Source organism: Acidithiobacillus ferrooxidans ATCC 23270 (genome assembly GCF_000021485.1).
GTDB classification, from domain to species: domain Bacteria; phylum Pseudomonadota; class Gammaproteobacteria; order Acidithiobacillales; family Acidithiobacillaceae; genus Acidithiobacillus; species Acidithiobacillus ferrooxidans.
Genome location: NC_011761.1, coordinates 1753941 through 1771181, shown reverse-complemented (window position 1 = coordinate 1771181; position 17241 = coordinate 1753941). Strand labels below are relative to the sequence as shown.

The window sequence follows — 17241 nt, the reverse complement described above, 5'->3', positions numbered from 1 at the left end:
TATAGCTGTTTAAGCCTCTATGTCGCCGTTTCACTGTTATGAAGGAAATTTCCATGCAACTGGGCACACCACTTTCCGCTTCCGCAACCCGCCTGCTCCTGCTCGGTGCTGGCGAGTTGGGCAAGGAACTCCTGATCGCCGCGCAGCGGTTGGGGGTAGAGACCATCGCGGTGGATCGCTACGCCGACGCGCCAGCCATGCAGGTGGCTCATCGTTCCCATGTGCTGGATATGACCGACCCGGAGGCTATTCTGGCCATTGTCAAACACGAACGCCCGCACTATGTGGTGCCGGAAATAGAGGCCATCGCGACATCGGCGCTGGCGGAGATCGAGGCAAAGGGTCTGGCGACGGTGGTGCCCTCGGCGCGCGCGGTGCAGCTGACCATGGACCGTGAGGGTATCCGCCGCCTCGCTGCGGAAGAGTTGGGCCTGCCGACATCGCCGTACCGTTTCGCCGGAACCTTGGCGGAACTGGAAGACGCGGCGGCGGCATTGGGCTTTCCCTGTGTGATCAAGCCGGTCATGTCCTCCAGTGGCAAGGGGCAGTCCGTAGTGCGCGGCGCGGCGGAGCTGGCGCTGGCCTGGCAGGAAGCGCAGACGGCGGGTCGGGTGGGCGGTCAGCGGATCATCGTCGAGGGCTTTGTGGATTTCGACTTCGAGATTACCCTGCTGACCGTGCGTTCGGCCTTCGGGACTACCTTTTGCGCGCCCGTAGGGCATCGTCAGGAGGCCGGTGATTATGTGGAATCCTGGCAACCACAGCCAATGAGCGATACCGCGTTGCGGGAGGCGGAAAAGATGGCGCAACGGGTGACCGACAATCTGGGCGGACGGGGACTGTATGGGGTGGAGTTTTTCGTGCGTGGCACGGAGGTCATCTTCAGTGAACTCTCGCCGCGTCCCCATGATACGGGTCTGGTGACTCTGGCCAGTCAACGTCAAAGTGAGTTCGACCTACACCTGCGTGCCATTCTGGGTTTGCCGGTGGAACCGGGTTTCCGGCGCCCGGCAGCGTCGGCGGTGGTGCGCGGAAAGAGACTCGGTTGGGGGCCTGTGTATTCGGGGCTGGAGGTCGCGCTGGCGGTGCCGGAAAGCGATCTGCGGCTTTTCGGAAAGCCGACGGCCAGCAAACTCAGGCGCCTCGGGGTAGGTATTGCATGCGCCGACAATGTGGAGGAAGCCCGAGAGCGCGCCCGCCGGATTGCGGCGGCGGTCGGCATTAGCCCCGCCCCCTGAGCGGGGTTAATGCTGGGCTAACGCGATCCGGGTTGCCGGGAATGGTCAGGCGTTGACGAAAGCGCTGATGCGGTCCAGGGCCATCTCCAGGTTCTTGTCGCTGGTCGCGAAGGACAGGCGGATGTGGCCAGGAGTGCCGAAGGCCGAGCCCGGTACGACGGCCACTCCGGCTCCCAGCAAGGCCTCGGCCAGGGCAAGATCATCCCGCAGGCCTTTCGCCGCCATGACTTCGCGAAATCCCGGAAAGCTGTAAAAGGTACCATCGGAGGGCATGGCAGCAACGCCGGGCAGCACTTTCAGGCGGTTGTAGACATACGTGTGGCGCCGCTTGAAAGCCAGCACCATTTCGTGGATGGCGCTGTCGCCGCCTTCCAGTGCCGCCTGGGCGGCCACCTGAGCGATGGAGGTGGGATTGGAGGTGCTCTGGGACTGTACGGTATTCATTGCGGTGATCAGCGTCTTGGGGCCGGCGCAGTAGCCGATGCGCCACCCGGTCATGGCATAGGCCTTGGACACGCCATTCATGACGATGCAGCGTGGAGCCAGATCCGGGCAGGCGTTGGCGATGTTGACGAACTCTTCATCGTGGAAGCGGATTTTTTCGTACATGTCATCGCTGGCGATGAGGATATGGGGATAACGGCGGAGGACCTCACCCAGGGCTTCCAATTCCGGGCGGCTGTAGGTCATGCCGGAGGGATTGGAGGGGCTGTTGATGACCAGCAGGCGGGTGTTGGGCGTGATCGCTTCCTCCAGCTGCTCCGGACTGATCTTGAAACGCTGGTTGGCGCCGGTATCGATGATGACGGGCCGCGCTTCGGCCAGAAGCACGATGTCCGGATAGGATACCCAGTAGGGCGCGGGAATGATGACCTCATCGCCGGCATCCAGAAGGGCCTGGCAAAGATTGAAGAAGCTTTGCTTGCCGCCGACGGAAACGAGAATTTCATCGGGGCGGTATGACAGATGGTTGTCGTGCGCGAATTTGCCGATGATGGCGGCCTTCAGTTCCGGTGTGCCGCCGACGGCGGTATATTTGGTGAAGCCCTGGCGAATGGCGGCAATGGCTGCCTCCTTGATGTACTCCGGGGTGTCGAAATCCGGCTCGCCGGCACCAAGGCTGACGATATCCTTTCCTTCGCGGCGCAGTTGCTGGGCACGGGCGGTGACCGCAAGGGTGGGGGATGGGCGCACCGCATTGACGCGGCGGGAAAGACGGATATCCACGATCGTTCACTCCAGAGGCAATCTCATCGGGCGCCGGGAAATGCGCGCAAGAGCGCAAATGATAAGCATCCTTCGGTTAAAATCAACTGTTTTGCGCAGGGTGGGTATGGGATGGTATCCGGGTATGTGGGATTGACATTACAACTGGCTTGAGGGATACGATCCTCATCGGTATCCACCCGGATCCGCCGGGTGATCGGAAGGCAGGGGCGCACTCATGGTAGATGTGGAGATAGGGATAGAAGGCATGACCTGTGCCTCCTGCAGCAGCCGGGTGGAGCGCACCCTGAGCCGCTTGCCGGGGGTACGGGCGGCGGTGGTGAATCTGAGCACGGAACATGCCGCAGTACAGTACGATCCGGCGCAAATCAGCCCTGACGCCCTGATCACCGCTATCGCGGAAAGCGGTTACACGCCGGTGATCGCAGAGACCGAGCTGGTGATCGAGGGGATGACCTGCGCGTCCTGCGTGGGACGGGTGGAGCGCAGTCTGCGCCGTCTGCCGGGGGTGCTGGAGGCGACGGTCAACCTCGCCACGGAGCGGGCGGCGCTGCGTTATCTGCCGGATACCGTGGATCAAAACACCCTGATCGCCGCAGTGACCGCGGCCGGATATGGGGCGCGTCCGGTGCAGGGGGATGTGGCCGTCGCTGACCGTAAAGCGCAGGCCATCCGCACCATGCGCCGGGACGTGATCCTCGCGGTGGTGCTGGCGGTCCCCATTCTACTGCTCTCCATGGGCATGGCTCTGGTTCCGGCAGTGGATCGGCTGCTGAGTGGCCTGGAGCCTTTCCCGCAGTTCTGGGCCTGGGTGCAGGCGGTATTGGCGACGATCGTGCTGGCCGGCCCAGGCCGACGATTTTTCCGGCCTGGCTTCCTGGCCTACCGCCACCTGTCGCCGGACATGAATTCCCTGGTGGCGACGGGGACCGGCGCAGCCTGGCTGTATAGCATGCTGGTCCTTGTCGCGCCGGACTGGTTTCCCGCCAGCGCCCGGCATGTTTATTTCGACTCCGCGGCGGTAGTGATTGCCGCAGTGCTCTTCGGTAAATATCTGGAAGAACTGGCGAAGGGGAGGACTTCCGCAGCGATCAAACAGTTGCTGGGTCTGCAGGCGAAGGAGGCCCATGTACTGCGCGACGGCACCGAGCTGCAGGTCGCGATCGGCGCCGTCGTTCCGGGCGACCAGGTGGTGGTCAGGCCGGGGGAACGTCTGCCTGTGGATGGCGTGGTCGTGGATGGCGACTCCCATGTGGATACGGCCATGCTCACCGGTGAGCCACTGCCGGAGCGCAAAAAACAGGGTGATCCGGTGGTGGGCGGCACGGTGAACCGCGAAGGGCGCCTGCTGATCAGGGCAACCTCGGTAGGCCAGGGTACGGTGCTGGCGCAGATCATCCGGCTGGTGGAGCAGGCACAAACGGGCAAGCTGCCGATCCAGGGTCTGGCAGACCGGGTGGTGCGGATTTTCACACCGCTGGTGATCCTGATCGCTTTGCTGAGTTTCTTCTTCTGGCTGCTGTTCGGGCCACCGCCTGCGATCACCCTCGCCATGCTCTCGGCAGTCGCGGTGCTGGTGGTGGCCTGTCCCTGTGCGATGGGGCTGGCCACTCCGGCAGCAGTGATGGTCGGTACGGGGCGTGCCGCGGAGCTGGGTGTGCTGTTTCGCAAGGGAGCAGCACTGGAGGCCCTGGCGGCGGTGGATACGGTTTGTCTGGACAAGACCGGGACCCTGACTTACGGGCGTCCGGCGGTGACCCGGATCGATGCCGCGGACCCGGCGTATTTATTGCAGATGGCCGCCGCCGTGGAGAGCGCCTCCGAACACCCCTTGGCCCAAGCGGTGCTGGCGGCCGCCGGGGAGCGTCATCTGGATATCCCGGCAGTGGGTGATTTTACGGCATTTCCGGGGAAGGGTGTGCGGGGCAGGGTCGACGGGGTGACGGTGCTGGCCGGCACGCCGGCGTGGATGGAAGAGCAGGGCGTCGTTATGGCGGGGTTCTCCACTGGCGATTTGCAGCAGACCGGCGGGACCAACGTCTGTGTGGCGAGGGACGGCCGCCTGCTGGGGCTGCTGGAGATCAGTGATGTGGCTCGGCCGGAGTCCGCTCAGGTGGTACGGGCGCTCGGGACCCTTGGCTTGCGGGTGGCGATGGTGACGGGCGATGCGGAGGCCGCGGCCAGGGTGATCGCCGGCCGGTTGGGAATTGACGATATCTATGCGCAGGTATTGCCGCAGGATAAGGCGGAGATCGTGCGTCGACTGCAGGCAGAGGGCCACAAGGTGGTTTTTGTCGGCGAGGGCATCAACGATTCGCCGGCGCTGGCGCAGGCGGATGTGGGTATGGCTCTGGCCTCGGGCACGGATATCGCGATGGAAGCGGCGGATATCACCCTCACCCATGGCGATCTGGGCGGGGTGATTACCGCCATTCAGGCAGCGCGCCAAAGCATGCGGACCATTCGCGGGAATCTGTTCTGGGCTTTTTTTTACAACATACTGCTGATACCGGTGGCGGCCGGTGTGGCTATCCCTCTGGGGATTCAGCTCAATCCGATGCTCGCCGGCGTGGCCATGGGCCTGTCTTCGGTTTTCGTCCTCAGCAACAGTTTGCGGCTGAAACGTTTACAGCCCTGGGCGGCAGCACCCTGAGCGCCAGGCGGATGAATTTCGCGCATGACCGGAAATAGCGAACTATAGTTGGCATGCGGGGTCTCAAAACGGGTGGTGAAAAGGATTTTTATCCGCTAGGGAGTCATCGTATGCCTGTATATTTTCGGCAATCGAGGGTGGGAGGCCTTGTATGAGCACGGATTTCGACCAAAATACTGCCTGGATCAGGCGGGCACAAACCGATATGAAGGCTTTTGTGGAGGGGCTGGCGTCGCGCCTTGAAGGCGATATGCCGGGGTTCGTCGAAGTGGAGCGCAAGAGGGACGGGCTTTTTGCCAAAACCAGCCACATCGAAGCCATCACGATTCATACGGACAACAACGACTATTTCCTGAAGCAGAACGGCGTGCACGTCAGCACGGTGCGCGCAAAAACGGTGCGCGGGGTCGTCCTCAAGCATGAGGACCTGCCGCTGTCCGTTTGGCTGGAAAGTCTGGTCGCCGATCTGGCGGATCTTTCCGGCGCAATGCAGGGTGCGAGTAATACCCTGCACGACTTTCTCATGGGGTAATCTCAAGGAGGGCTTATGTCCATTTGGGACAAAATCAAACAGGGTATCGAAGAGGTTGCTCTCGATGCCCGGCACGCCGCAGAAAATATCAGTCAGAATGCCAGCAAAGGCATCCGCTCACAAACCCCTGAAGAAATGCAGCGCTACTCCGAATGGGAGCAGGCGTTGCGCCAGCACCGCCTCCCTTCCTTCGTTCAAAGCCGCATGTTCCAGACCAGCCAGGGGCGATTGCCCTGGATCAGTACGGCGAAGGCCTCGGAGCTGTTACTGCAGCGCAGTCACGGCGTGCAGCCCATCGGCATGGTGACCGGCAATTGCTGGTACCATTTCGGTTATTCCTGGACCCAGGGGCACTATGACGGCTGGCACACGGCAGTGGAGCGCATGCGCCTGGAGGCCCTGGCGCTGGGTGCCAATGCTATCGTCGATGTGCGGATGCAGGTACACCGCGGCGAACGCGAAGATATGGACTATGGTGTTACCGGTACGGCCATTCGCATTCGCGGTTTGCCGCCGTCTGCGGAGCCCGTCGTAGCCACGGTTTCGGCACTGGAGTTCGTACGCCTGCTGGAAGACGGAGTGGTACCCGTGGGCATTGCCATAGGGGCCAATTTTGACTGGTACAGCCCGTGGATGGGGACCGTTGCTGCGCAGGCTGCCCAGTCCGCCCCTTTTGCCGCACGTTACTGGAATATGGAAATCACTGACCTGTCGGCATTCCAGGAAAATGTCCGCCGTCGTGCCCTCTATGATTTACGCGAAGACGGGCGGCGGATGGCGGCTGCGGTACTGGCCCACACCAGTTACACCCAGATGTTTCATGTGGCCGGAGATCAGGACAATCCGGAACGCTTTCTCTGCCGTCACATCAGTATTGGTACGGCCGTCAGCTATCTGCCGCAAAACGCCCCCCAGCACGAGTTGATTCCCATGATTTCTCTTGTTGATCACCCATTGAAAAGTGCTGCCACTGCACGAAAGGATCTCATATGACCGATACCGCTGAACAACTGGCTCCTCATGCCGTCGAACGTCTGAAGGGTTTACGCTCGCAGGGCAGCCATGAGGGCATTTTTACCTCTGATCTCTCCGTCAATGAGTTCGTCATGGTCCGCAAGGCCAATTTTGAGCCATTGGGGCTGGTAGTAGGCTCGTGTATTTACCACATGGGTATTCAGTATGGAAACTGGAACCAGAACATGGAGATGGACGTTCTTTCTCAGGCGATGTATCAAGCGCGTGAGCTGGCCATGAGCCGCATGGAACAGGAGGCCATCCTGCTACAGGCGGATGGTATCGTCGGTGTGCGCCTGGAAGTCAAACGCATGGAATGGGATCAGGAAATTCTCGAATTCATGGCGATTGGTACAGCCATCGCGCATCGCAGCGGCGCCTCCGGTTTCAAGGGGGTGGGGGGCAAACCCTTTACCAGCGATCTCAGTGGGCAGGATTTCTGGATGCTGCTGCAGGCGGGTTACCGGCCGATGGAAATGGTGATGGGTTCCTGTGTGTACCATGTCGCCCACCAGGGGATGTTGAAATCCCTGGGCAATGTCGGACGCAATACGGAAATGGAGCAATTTACCCAGGCCATGTATGACGCCCGTGAATTGGCGATGGAACGGATGCAACATGAGGCCCAGGAGGCACAGGCGGACGGCATTACCGGCGTACAACTGCATGAAGGCAGTCATAACTGGAAGCCGCATATCATCGAGTTTTTTGCGGTGGGCACGGCAGTGAAGGCCATGGAAAATGCCGATGCGCTGGTTGATGCCCTGAGTCCGCAACTGGTGATTCCGGTGAATGATTGATGCAACGAACGGCACGATGCCGTCCCAAGGAGTGATCTGATGTCGATATTCAAACATGCCGCAGAAATACTGGAAAGCAAGGTAAACCATTTTCTCGATAATGCGGAGGACCCGGCAGAAACCCTGGATTTGTCCTACGAGAAAATGATTGCCAATCTGCAGGATACCAAAAGGCATCTTGCCGATGTGGTGACGGAACGGATTTCTCTGGAAAACCAGATGGCCCAGGCCCAAAAGGCGGCGGATAAAGCCGACGCCGACGCCCGAGTGGCACTGGGCGCCAACCGCGAAGATCTGGCGCGTGCCGAGCTGGCCCAGAAGCAGTCGGAGTTGCAGAAGATCGCCTCCCTCAAGGAAGCCCATGATACCGTCGCGGCCCAGGCGCAGAAGCTGACGGACTACGAAAGCAAGCTGCAGGACCACATAGAGCAGTTCAGAACCCAAAAGGAAGTGACCAAGAGCGAGATGGCCGCGGCGCAGGCGGAAGTCAAGGTCAGCGAGTCGCTCACGGGCATTGGCAACGGCATGAACGACGCCGGCGACGCCATGCGCCGCGCCCAGGATCGCACCCGGCAAATGGAGGCCAAGGCAGTGGCCATGGATGGCCTGATGGCGTCCGGCGCGTTGAGTGACCCCTTGGATAGCCGCAGCCAGACCGAAAAAGAACTGGACGAGGTGCGCGCTACGAGTGGTGTGGATGACGACCTTGCTCGGCTCAAGGCGGAAATGGCGAAGGAGAAAGGCACACCGGGAAGCGGCGCTGACGGCGCTTGAAATGGGTTGGGGCGGATGCGACGAAGGATTGACCAAACTCTCTCCTGTGAGTATATTACGCCCTCCACGCGCTCGTAGCTCAGCTGGATAGAGCAACTGGCTACGAACCAGTAGGTCGGCGGTTCGACTCCGTCCGAGCGCACCATGTAAAACAGGCACTTAGCGAACATTGCTAGGTGCCTTCATTTTTTCTGGGTTAACTCAGAGCTAACCGGCAGTGTATCTCTGCTGGACGGACCATGATGATTCACTGTGTGGCGAACTATCTTTGGTCTGGCAGCGTCATACTGAAGCGTAAAGCCGTAGCCAACAGCCCTTGGCGGTAATAAAAACGGTGGCCGAGCGGATTACTCATGGCTGCGTCCAACAACAGTCGGGAACAGCCCAGAAGCTTGGCCTCTGCTTTTAGTTGCTCGATGAGAATCTTCCCGTACCCCCGACTGCGGCAGGACTCATCAATAACGAGATCATCCACATAGATAAACGGGCCATGCACCAAGTTGTCTTGCACGCGGAATCCGGCGAGACCCACGGGCTGTGTTTTGTGCCACAGGGCCAGCAGGCGGTAGCCTTGGCTCGTCTGGTGCTGCCAACGTCGCAGAAACTCCTGTTCAGAATCCAGGTGCGGCCGCAGTTGCCGGATCAGAGGGTAGCAGGTCCAGATGTCGTCCTCCTGATCGACATAACGCAGTTCGACCGCAGCGGGGATATTCCCGCTGTTTTCCGGATCGCCCTTTGCCGAAATCATACGTGACTCCCCGTGCGAGGGGGCGGCGGCGAAAATCGCAGACCAACACCCAGTCGATTCCAGTGATTGATGGCGCCGATGGCCACCGTCAGGAACGTCACTTCTGTTTCCGTGAACTGAGACTGCAGTGTCTCATAGACGGCGTCGGGCGCCCCCTGGGTCGCGAGCGCCGTCAGGCATTCCGCCCACGCCAAAGCGGCCTGCTCCCGTGCAGAAAAAACACCGGCATCCCTCCAGCCCGCGACCAGATCCAGCTTGACCGGTTCCATACCGATTTGACGGGCGACATTCAGATGATACTGAATGCAGAACGCACAGCCGTTGATTTGCGATACCCGCACCTTGATCAGTTCCGTCAGGGGTTTTTCGAGGCCGGAATCATCGACCGCTTTCCCCATCGCCAGGAGTGCGGCGTACACTTCGGGCGCGGTCTTGGTGAAGGAGAGGTAGGCAATACGGGCATGCTCGGTGGACATGGCTTGTTCCTCATGAGGTGACTCGGGTAGTATCAGGACTCTAACAATATATCAGGGTGCTTACAATATGGACGACGCAGCGCCAAGACCCCTCATCCCTCCAGTGGGAGAGGGCAAACGCGGGGAAAATGGTTATCTGGGCTACCTGCTGCGGCAGGCTGCGGGGGCGTACCGGCACCGAGTGGAACGGGCGCTCGCCGACCTGCGTGTAACGCCTCCACAATTTTCCGTGCTCACCATGCTGGCCGCCTATCCCGGCATTTCCAATGCCGATCTGGCGCGGCTGGCTCTCCTCACCCCGCAAACGGTCAGCACCATTGTCGCCAACCTGGAGCGCGCCGGGGCCATCGTGCGCCAGCCGCATCAATACCATGGCCGTATCCAGCAGATTGATCTCAGCGAGACAGGCAAGTCGTTATTGGCGGCCTGCCGTGAGCGGGTGCAGGGTATTGAGCGCCATCTGGCTGATGGGCTTTCCCGTGAAGAGGAATCGGCACTTCGAAAATGGCTGGTTCGCGTTGCCACGTCAGCTCCACGGTAGTTGCCTACTCCGCTTGCGCACTGCCAGTCAGCGGAGTCATCGCATAATAGGCGGCGTAGCCATCTTCCACTGCGGGAATGATCTCCAGCACCTCAAAATAATGGTCCCAGAAAATGGTGTCGCGCAATCCCTTTATGACGCTCTGATAGGCAATAAGATCAGAGGTTTTCCACACCACGATATCGCTGATGCGCGCGGTGTAGGATTCCGTGTCGAAAAAACGCATGCTGACGGTCGGATGGGCTTCGAGGATGGGGTTAACGTTCTCTTTGATAAATGCAAAGCGGACTTCTGGCTCCAGGTCTAACCATTGGCGGGTGGTTTTGAGCAGCATAAACAGGGTGTAGGTTTGCGTCGTCATGGGAAATCTCCTGGTTGAATTGACAGGAAATATTTTGCGAGCAGATACTCACATTTTCTACTCGTGTTTGAACTATGCTACTCGAACCCCGCAAGCGCCCTCATCAACAACGTTCTGCCGCCACGGTGGATGCCATCCTGGAGGCGGCGGCTCGTATTCTGGAGCGCAAGGGGCTGGATGCGCTGACCACCAATGCGGTCGCAGAACTCGCGGGTGTCAGCATCGGATCGCTCTATCAATACTTTCCAGGCAAGGCAGCGATTCTGGCCGGGCTGATTCGGCGGGAACGCCTTATATTGCTGGCAGGTATTGACCGCATAGCGCATGCCCCCGGCGACTCGCTAAAAGACGACGTATGTTCACTCATCCGGATCGCGGTGGCCCACCAGTTGCTCCGGCCAGCGTTGGCTCGGGCGCTGGAGTATGGGGAAGCCACACTGCCCCTGGGACCTGAAACAGGCAAACTGACGAATGAGCTTGTGCGGTATATGGCGACGTTACTGGAACGACATGGTGTTTCAAAGGTTATGGAGGCGGCACATGATCTGGTCGCTCTTGCAAAGGGCATGATTGACGCCGCAGGTATTGCTGGCGAATCAGACCAGCGCGTACTCGTTGATCGGGTATGCCGTGCAGCACTGGGATATCTGGAATATCCAGTGGCCATTAGGCACGGAATCGCTTGAAAATAGCGGTGTCGCCGGGAGTCCCCACGCTGAAGGAATCGGTTTTTCTGACGGGAAATGGATTTGTGGTAGAATAAGTGAAGAATTTTGGTTAATTTACCCCAATCGATGAAAACGCGGCTAAACGAGGTGCGTATGATTTACACAGTTGAATGCAGCTTTACCGACCCGGCCGCAGAGAATGAATGGAATGCTTTTTACAGCAATGAAAAGTTGCCCGCGTTAATTTCCGTTAGGGGGTTTCTCACATCCCAAAGATTTAGGTTGTCCGGTGGAATACCTTCTGCGCCAACTTATCTCGCTATTCACACTATTTCCAATGAGGGGATTCTTGAAAGCGCTGATTATCATCAAAATGGTGGCGGCAATTTTGCAAAATGGCAACCCATGATCACAGCTTGGCATAGGAATATTTATGGAGGAGTCGATCTGTTCGCAAATGTCACAAATGATCAGCGAGTGTTAATTAGCAATGAAAGTGGTGACGCATTAAAAGCGCTCGGTTTTCAGGTGCTGCATTTATGGGCAACAGGACTTGATCGTACGCCGATGGAACGTTGGGTGGCGATTTCCGGCAATCTACCAGATCCTGCCCATCATCTGAAAGCAGATGGAGTATGTGTATACGTCCCTATGGGAAGTCAATTACAGAGTGATTCCACATAATTGTCATACGCAGAACAAATGAATTGTGATTTCGCACTTTATGGCGCATCGCGATGAACGTAAAGGATTATTTCACAACGACGAAGGATGACCATGCATCAGATCGTGACACAGATTGATATTGCGGCATCACCGGAGCACGTGTGGTCCATCCTTATGGATTTCCCCGCCTATCCGCAATGGAATCCCTTCATTCGCTCGCTTTCGGGAGTGGCGAAGCCGGGAGAGAAGCTGCGTGCGACCATTCAACCCGAGGAACGCCGGGCCATGACCTTCCGCCCGAGGGTGCTGACGGCAACAGATCAACAAGAATTACGCTGGCTGGGCCGCTTGGGATTTCCGGGCTTATTCGATGGACAGCACTACTTTCAGCTCGCCGCGCTCAGCAATGGGTACACGCGGTTCACCCAGGGAGAGCAATTTTCAGGCATTTTGGTAGGCATCTTCATATCCAGCATGGCAGCGGCGACAAAAGCGGGTTTTCATGCAATGAATCAGGCATTGAAGAATCGCGCGGAGGCGAATGGAGAATGGAATCTGGTGGATATGGCGGATATCCGTGTGTTGCGCGAACCCACGCAGAAATAACAGGAAATTTATGAAGCTCGCAAAATTCGATACCCCGCCGTCGCCGCACTTCCTGATGGAAAGCGCCACCGTAGATTATGCGCATGCCGATATCCGCAAGTTGGCGGCCGCCTTATCCTCTGACGATCCAACGGCAACCGCCAGGCATTGCTTCGAATGGGTACGCGATCACATCGAGCACAGCATGGATTTTCACCGAGAAGAAGTGACCTGCGTAGCCTCGGATGTGTTGCAGCAAGGCACTGGCCTATGCACCGCGAAAAGTCATCTGCTCGTGGCCTTATGGCGCGCCAACCAAATCCCTGCGGGATTCTGTTATCAACGGCTGACGCTGGATGGCCCCAATCCGCCCTACTGTACACACGGCTTCACCGCGGTCTGGCTGGATGACCGGGGCTGGTATCGCTGTGATGCGCGCGGCAACAGCAAACCCGGGATCCACTGCGAATTCACGCCCGGCCAAGAAAATCTTGCTTTCTCGTCGAGGTATGACGGCGAGCGGACCTATCCGGAGGTTTGGGCAGAGCCCTGGCCAGATTTGCTCACCGCCATGGAAAAACTGCAAAACATATCGCAGTATCGGAGCCATCCCATTGATGCCCGCCCACCCGCCGCAGATTTGTGCGTAAGTGAGTCTGCAGCGCCGAACATGGAATGACAGGAGGCCGAACTTGTATTGTCCTAAGTCATTTGCAGAAAACCGCCCGGAAATCCTGCGGGCACTGATTCAGTGTTATCCCCTCGCAACATTGGTCAGCATGGGCGGTAATGGTCTGGAGGCGAATCATATTCCCTTGTACCTCGTACCTGGTGAAGGACCGCAACCGGTGCTGCAAGGCCATGTGGCACGCGCCAATCCCCTGTGGCGAGAGGCGCCCCCGGACGATGAGGTGCTGGTCATCTTTCAGGGGCCGCAACACTACATCAGCCCTTCCTGGTATGCGACCAAGGCGGAAACCGGCGAGGTGGTGCCTACTTGGAACTATGCCGTCGTCCATGCCCACGGGCCGCTGCAGGTCAGGGACGATCCCTATTGGGTACGGCAACAGATGGTCGCCCTGACCGCGCAGCAGGAGAACAGTTTCACCCCGCCCTGGGAGGTGGGTGATGCGCCTCGGGATTTTACGGATCGTCTCATCCAGCAGGTAGTGGGCATAGAAATCCCCATCTCCCGCTGGGTGGGCAAGTGGAAGGTCAGCCAGAACCAGCCGGTTGGCAACCGTGACAGTGTCGTCGCGCACCTGGAGCAGCAAAACCAAGCTGGCTCTGAGGCCATGGCTGAATATATTCTGGCCAGCCTGAAAGGCGGCAAGAAGGACCATCCCGGATGACGATTACCGTGGGTTTTCTGGTGTTCCCGGGTCTTCAACTGCTGGATCTGGCGGGTCCCTATGAGATTTTTTCGGCCTTGCCGGATGGCGAGATACATCTTTTCTGGAAAACCCGGGAACCGGTGGCCTGTTCGGCGGGGATGCGCTTTTATCCGACGACGACACTGGGCGATGGGCCGCTGGTGGATGTGCTTTGCATTCCCGGTGGCGTCGGCATCAACCCCTTGCTATGCGATGAAGAAGTACAGGCATGGGTGCAGCGCCAGGCGTCGACAGCGCAGTTTGTCACCTCTGTCTGCACCGGCGCATTGCTTCTCGGAGCCGCAGGATTGCTCAAAGCGCGGCACGCGACGACACATTGGCGTTATCATGATCTCCTCGCCGAATTCGGCGCCATACCCGTCAGGGAGCGTGTGGTTCGGGACGGCAATCTGATCACCGGTGGCGGTGTTACTGCCGGGATAGACTTTGGTCTCGTGCTGGTAGCAGCGCTGCGCGGCCAAGCCGCAGCGGAAGAAATTCAGCTTGCCCTGGAATATGCGCCGGAGCCGCCTTTCCAGGCCGGCAGGCCGGAGGATGCCCCCAAGGATATCGTGGAGGTCGTCCTGCGTCGTACCGAAACATTGCACGCCGAACGCGAGCGGGTTACTGGGCAATGGACAACACGTTCTCCAGCAGAATGAATCAAGGGCAAGACGAGGGGGATGATTGTGGAGCGTGGACAGTTGCTACCCGAGATGGTGATTCGACTGTTGGAGAAAAATGAACTGGCAATGATCTTACCGCTGGTACAGGAGCTCAATCCTGGCGTGCCGCCGGATGTGCTCGCGCAAAGACTTCAGGATATGACCGCACAAGGATATCAATGTGCTGCCGCTTTTTCGGATGATTGCTGTATCGGTGTGGCGGGGATCTGGCTGGGAACGCGTTTCTGGTGTGGGCGCTATCTGGACGTCGACAACGTGATCGTCGGCCCGACGTATCGCGGTGCCGGTATCGGTCAACAGCTTATGGACTGGGTAGAGAGCTACGCGCACCGGGAGGGCTGCGAAGTCATGGTGCTGGATGCCTACGTCACCAACCATCCGGCGCACAAGTTCTATCAGCGCAACGGTTATCAGATCGTCGGCCATCACTTCGTCAAATCGTTGCGGTCCACCGGATGACCCACGAAGCCAACGGTCACGTAGGGGGTGGTTTGGCCGCTTGAGTTGCACTATGATTTTCCGGCCATCGCATGCCAACAGGGGCATGGCCATGGCATCAGCGAGACAGCGCTTGAACACGGCCTGGATCGGCGACCCGCAGGTGATGCTGCTGGATGAGCCGAGCAATGGGCTGGACAACCATGCCCGAGAAATCCTAGCCCAGCGCATCAGGTTACGTGGTCTGGAGGGTTTGGCGCTGTTTGCGAGCCATGACGCTGCGTTCGTGGAGGCTTGCGGGGCCAATATCTTGCGGATGGACCACCTGGAATCTTCTCTGCATTGTCCCGTGTTAGAGGTGGATTCGAGAGGATCACCGGGCATAATGCGTCTTATCAGTGCGCAATTACAGGAAACTCCCTCGTGTCACGCGCACAACGTCTCCTTGCCCTGATCCAAATTTTGCGCCGACATCAGTAAGTAAATACTACTGACAGAATCTGACAGCTGTGGTGGGTATTCTCTGGACTCCCGCAGAAAGGAAATTTCTCGGATATCTACCAACATTATGGAGAAGACCATGCCAGATCCGAATTTTATCATTTTGTATGTGGACAATCCTTTGCGCAGCGCCGATTTCTATACCCGCCTACTGACAAAATCTCCTGTTCAGTCATCGCAGAATTTTGCCATGTTCGCACTGGATTCTGGAGTGATGCTGGGCTTGTGGTCGAAACATGTCGTGGAGCCTGCCGCAACCGCAGCAGGCGGTGGCGGGGAAATCGCGTTTTCGGTATCGAGTCGCGATGTTGTTGGTAATCTGTTCACTGATTGGACACGGCGTGGACTGGTCATTGAACAATAACCGACGGATATGGATTTTGGTCATACTTTCGTGGCACTTGACCCTGATGGACGTCGGTTTCGCGTGTTCGCGCTCACGGCGCCATGAGTCGCAATTGGGTTGCCGTGGCATCCGCAGATCGTGTTGCCTACTATTCGCCAACCGTTGAATTCGGTGGTAAGAATAAATTCCAGGCCTTCACGGCAATTGGCATTGTAGAGCAGGGTGAGCCCTACCAGGTGACACTGGGCGGGGGATTCCAACCCTATCGACGGGACGTGTGCTGGCTCCCGGCCGAAGCAGCCTCTATTCGGCCCATTCTTGGGATGCTGGAGTTCTCAGCCGGAAAACAAAACTGGGGCTACCAATTCCGCTTTGGGATTTTCGTCTTTCGCCCGATAGATACCGGAGTGACAGATCAAACTCGGGAAATTCAGAAACCTTGATCCTCTTGGTCATGATCAATCCTCTAAAAACTTTGCCAGCGCAATCGCTCGGCAAATGTCGGCCTGTAGCCCGTGCAATTGCCCTGGCAAGTATCCACCGATATTCTGGGTAATATTTTTCTTGAGGCAACGACCCTCCTTTGGGTAACAAAAACGGTGAGGTAATGCGCTGGACAAGATGATTGTCGATTAGCAATTGTTCAGGAAAGACGGATAACCGCCAGATCCCTCAGGTCCTGATTTTTTAGAAAGGCGTTACGGATGTCTTCATCCGTAACTTCAGCAAAGCAATATCCGGCTTCTTCCAGTTTATGTACCAATGCAATCATCTCAATCTCAAGATCCATATCCGTATCCATGGCGTTTTCTCCATAAGTAGATAATCTATAACTAACATATATAAATATTATAAACCTATCGTTATGATAAATTCATAACATGATTTACTGCGAGCAGCCCTTCAAATGGTCTTCGCCGTCCTGACTCAAACAGCATCACTGGGCAGGTTACCCAGATCTAAAATGGTCCTTTCAGAATTCGGAAATTTCGGTTAGTCCAGATCTATCCAGCATGCAAATATCGGGTGCCCGCCGATGATCATCGGCGGGCCCGCTCGATGTGCGTGATATTCAGATCGAGACAATAGCCGCTCCACGCCGATCGGCGACACCGTGATCAGCCGTTTTGCCCCGTGCGAAACGGCGCAGGCGACGGATTCCTCCAGCAGTTTTCGCGCACCCGAGGATGAAAACTGCCCTGGCATCTTGGCTTGGCCATTCAGATCCACGGCCGCAAAGCGCGACAGTTCCCAAACTTCGGGAGAACATGGTGGTGCCAGTCCGTTGAGTAACTGGGGAAAGATCTCGCCCAACAGATAGGGGCGCGAGGTGGGGAGGAGGCGAGCGCAACCGGATATATGGCCGTTGTCATCTTGCGCTACCACGTACACGGTGTCCGCCCGATCGAACTGGTCCGACTCCATCCCGTTCTCCGTGTGCAATGCCCACCCAAGCTGCTCGACAAAGACTTGATGTCGGTAGCCGGCCACCTTCGCATACAGATTATTCGGTAAAACTTCAGCTGGCCCGGTTATAACCTGCATCTCGTCATCCTCATAGAGTTTGTCTATGAAAGCGAATCTACCAGCCCCGCCGTTTCTGACAAGCTGTCA

Annotated in this window: 23 protein-coding genes and 1 tRNA gene; 18 read left to right on the top strand and 6 right to left on the bottom strand. The window is 57.9% G+C overall.

Translation table 11 applies throughout. The features are described 5' to 3' along the window. Positions 1–53: 53 nt before the first annotated feature. Complete coding sequence (purT, locus tag AFE_RS09350; protein ID WP_012536914.1) at positions 54–1238, top strand: formate-dependent phosphoribosylglycinamide formyltransferase; 1185 nt, start codon at positions 54–56, stop codon at positions 1236–1238. A 45-nt stretch (positions 1239–1283) separates the two neighbouring features. Here the strand turns inward: purT and AFE_RS09345 are convergent, their stop codons facing one another. Beyond that, positions 1284–2465 carry a pyridoxal phosphate-dependent aminotransferase gene (locus AFE_RS09345; protein ID WP_012536913.1) on the bottom strand — a complete coding sequence of 394 codons (1182 nt, stop codon included), beginning with the start codon at positions 2463–2465 and terminating at the stop codon, positions 1284–1286. 217 nt (positions 2466–2682) lie between these two features. Here AFE_RS09345 and AFE_RS09340 point away from each other — a divergent pair, with 217 nt between their 5' ends. From AFE_RS09340 to AFE_RS09315, 6 genes are all read left to right on the top strand, one after another. Continuing rightward, positions 2683–5118 carry a copper-translocating P-type ATPase gene (locus tag AFE_RS09340; RefSeq protein ID WP_012536912.1) on the top strand — a complete coding sequence of 812 codons (2436 nt, stop codon included), beginning with the start codon at positions 2683–2685 and terminating at the stop codon, positions 5116–5118. A 151-nt stretch (positions 5119–5269) separates the two neighbouring features. Next, complete coding sequence (locus AFE_RS09335; protein ID WP_012536911.1) at positions 5270–5650, top strand: hypothetical protein; 381 nt, start codon at positions 5270–5272, stop codon at positions 5648–5650. 15 nt (positions 5651–5665) lie between these two features. Then, positions 5666–6643: a heavy metal-binding domain-containing protein gene (locus tag AFE_RS09330; protein ID WP_009565651.1), complete on the top strand. Its 978-nt coding sequence runs from the start codon at positions 5666–5668 to the stop codon at positions 6641–6643. Beyond that, a complete protein-coding gene (locus AFE_RS09325) occupies positions 6640–7464 on the top strand; it encodes a heavy metal-binding domain-containing protein (protein ID WP_009565650.1) in 825 nt (274 codons plus the stop codon). Before AFE_RS09330 ends, AFE_RS09325 begins: the two co-directional genes overlap by 4 nt. A 39-nt stretch (positions 7465–7503) precedes the next feature. Further along, positions 7504–8238 (top strand): PspA/IM30 family protein, encoded by a 735-nt coding sequence (locus AFE_RS09320; RefSeq protein WP_012536910.1) that lies wholly within the window; start codon positions 7504–7506, stop codon positions 8236–8238. 68 nt (positions 8239–8306) lie between these two features. Then, positions 8307–8383 (top strand) — tRNA-Arg (locus AFE_RS09315). Positions 8384–8500: 117 nt separating this feature from the next. On the opposite strand, the gene AFE_RS09310 is transcribed toward AFE_RS09315, so the two are convergent. Both AFE_RS09310 and AFE_RS09305 read right to left on the bottom strand, forming a co-directional pair. Next, complete coding sequence (locus tag AFE_RS09310; protein ID WP_009567649.1) at positions 8501–8986, bottom strand: GNAT family N-acetyltransferase; 486 nt, start codon at positions 8984–8986, stop codon at positions 8501–8503. After that, positions 8983–9462, bottom strand: a complete 480-nt coding sequence (locus AFE_RS09305) for a carboxymuconolactone decarboxylase family protein (protein ID WP_012536909.1) — start codon at positions 9460–9462, stop codon at positions 8983–8985. Before AFE_RS09305 ends, AFE_RS09310 begins: the two co-directional genes overlap by 4 nt. Before the next feature lie 67 nt (positions 9463–9529). Between AFE_RS09305 and AFE_RS09300 the strand changes: the two genes are divergently transcribed. Next, positions 9530–10003: a MarR family winged helix-turn-helix transcriptional regulator gene (locus tag AFE_RS09300; protein WP_012536908.1), complete on the top strand. Its 474-nt coding sequence runs from the start codon at positions 9530–9532 to the stop codon at positions 10001–10003. Positions 10004–10007: 4 nt separating this feature from the next. On the opposite strand, the gene AFE_RS09295 is transcribed toward AFE_RS09300, so the two are convergent. Then, on the bottom strand, positions 10008–10397 hold the full coding sequence (locus AFE_RS09295; protein WP_257245768.1) for a darcynin family protein: 390 nt from the start codon (positions 10395–10397) through the stop codon (positions 10008–10010). 41 nt (positions 10398–10438) lie between these two features. Between AFE_RS09295 and AFE_RS09290 the strand changes: the two genes are divergently transcribed. The 10 genes from AFE_RS09290 (at position 10439) to AFE_RS09250 (ending at position 16070) form a co-directional block, all read left to right on the top strand. Next, complete coding sequence (locus tag AFE_RS09290) at positions 10439–11050, top strand: TetR/AcrR family transcriptional regulator (protein ID WP_012536907.1); 612 nt, start codon at positions 10439–10441, stop codon at positions 11048–11050. 135 nt (positions 11051–11185) lie between these two features. Continuing rightward, the gene (locus AFE_RS15695; protein ID WP_012607289.1) at positions 11186–11716 is read left to right on the top strand and encodes a hypothetical protein; all 531 of its coding nucleotides are present in this window, start codon (positions 11186–11188) and stop codon (positions 11714–11716) included. 93 nt (positions 11717–11809) lie between these two features. Further along, positions 11810–12304, top strand: a complete 495-nt coding sequence (locus AFE_RS09285) for an SRPBCC domain-containing protein (RefSeq protein ID WP_012536905.1) — start codon at positions 11810–11812, stop codon at positions 12302–12304. 10 nt (positions 12305–12314) lie between these two features. Then, a complete protein-coding gene (locus AFE_RS09280) occupies positions 12315–12962 on the top strand; it encodes a transglutaminase-like domain-containing protein (protein WP_012536904.1) in 648 nt (215 codons plus the stop codon). A 13-nt stretch (positions 12963–12975) separates the two neighbouring features. Continuing rightward, a complete protein-coding gene (locus tag AFE_RS09275; RefSeq protein WP_012536903.1) occupies positions 12976–13635 on the top strand; it encodes an FMN-binding negative transcriptional regulator in 660 nt (219 codons plus the stop codon). Next, complete coding sequence (locus AFE_RS09270; protein WP_012536902.1) at positions 13632–14318, top strand: DJ-1/PfpI family protein; 687 nt, start codon at positions 13632–13634, stop codon at positions 14316–14318. Before AFE_RS09275 ends, AFE_RS09270 begins: the two co-directional genes overlap by 4 nt. Positions 14319–14339: 21 nt before the next feature. Continuing rightward, positions 14340–14801, top strand: coding sequence for a GNAT family N-acetyltransferase (locus AFE_RS09265; protein ID WP_041646089.1), 462 nt, complete (start codon positions 14340–14342; stop codon positions 14799–14801). A gap of 91 nt (positions 14802–14892) precedes the next feature. Next, positions 14893–15234: an ATP-binding cassette domain-containing protein gene (locus AFE_RS09260; RefSeq protein ID WP_225487041.1), complete on the top strand. Its 342-nt coding sequence runs from the start codon at positions 14893–14895 to the stop codon at positions 15232–15234. Positions 15235–15360: 126 nt separating this feature from the next. Then, positions 15361–15645: a VOC family protein gene (locus tag AFE_RS09255; RefSeq protein ID WP_012536900.1), complete on the top strand. Its 285-nt coding sequence runs from the start codon at positions 15361–15363 to the stop codon at positions 15643–15645. Between the two features lie 83 nt (positions 15646–15728). Beyond that, complete coding sequence (locus AFE_RS09250) at positions 15729–16070, top strand: EVE domain-containing protein (protein WP_012536899.1); 342 nt, start codon at positions 15729–15731, stop codon at positions 16068–16070. A 200-nt stretch (positions 16071–16270) separates the two neighbouring features. On the opposite strand, the gene AFE_RS16520 is transcribed toward AFE_RS09250, so the two are convergent. Both AFE_RS16520 and AFE_RS09245 read right to left on the bottom strand, forming a co-directional pair. Beyond that, the gene (locus tag AFE_RS16520; RefSeq protein WP_012536898.1) at positions 16271–16429 is read right to left on the bottom strand and encodes a hypothetical protein; all 159 of its coding nucleotides are present in this window, start codon (positions 16427–16429) and stop codon (positions 16271–16273) included. Positions 16430–16620: 191 nt separating this feature from the next. Then, complete coding sequence (locus AFE_RS09245; RefSeq protein ID WP_012536897.1) at positions 16621–17172, bottom strand: acyl-homoserine-lactone synthase; 552 nt, start codon at positions 17170–17172, stop codon at positions 16621–16623. Positions 17173–17241 lie beyond the last annotated feature (69 nt).